This window comes from Aliarcobacter vitoriensis, from assembly GCF_003316695.1.
Taxonomy (GTDB): domain Bacteria; phylum Campylobacterota; class Campylobacteria; order Campylobacterales; family Arcobacteraceae; genus Aliarcobacter; species Aliarcobacter vitoriensis.
The window spans coordinates 1-532 of record NZ_PDKB01000052.1 but is presented as its reverse complement, the minus strand read 5'-3'; the positions used below and the strand labels follow the sequence as shown (position 1 = coordinate 532).

At 25.9% G+C, this 532-nt stretch carries 1 pseudogene; it reads right to left on the bottom strand.

The features are described from left to right. Nucleotides 1-532: pseudogene (locus CRU91_RS12090) on the bottom strand (methyl-accepting chemotaxis protein); the annotation flags it as partial.

Here is a 532-nt window from a genome sequence, read left to right as displayed (position 1 = left end):
CTTCCAAAGAAGCTGCTGCTTCATTTGAACTTAAATTCAATTTATCTACATTTCCTAATAGTACATTTGAACTTTTATCTAATGTTAATCCATTTGATTTATTTTCAACTAACATTTGAGTTATTGAGTCACCTAAACTATTTACTCCGCTTGATAGTTTTAAAAGATGTTCTTTTAGATTTTTAGTTGAGATTTTATTTAGGTAGTTATAGTTTGAGTATTGTTCCAAGATTTTTAGTACATTATCAATATTTAGTTCAAGAGTATTTGCCATATTATTTAAAACATCTTTTAATTGCATCAAAGCTGGATTTGAAACACTAATATTTAATCTTTGACATAAATCACCTTGTTCAAATTCACTTAAAACAGATATTGTTTCATCTATTAGTTTTCTATCTTCTTCTATTCCTGCTTTTGTTTTTATAATATTCTCATTTACTACTTTTGCCATCTGTCCAAATTCATCTTTTGAACTATCTTCTAAAAGTTCTGTTGTATTTGATTCTCTATTTAAGTATGCAAAAAATCC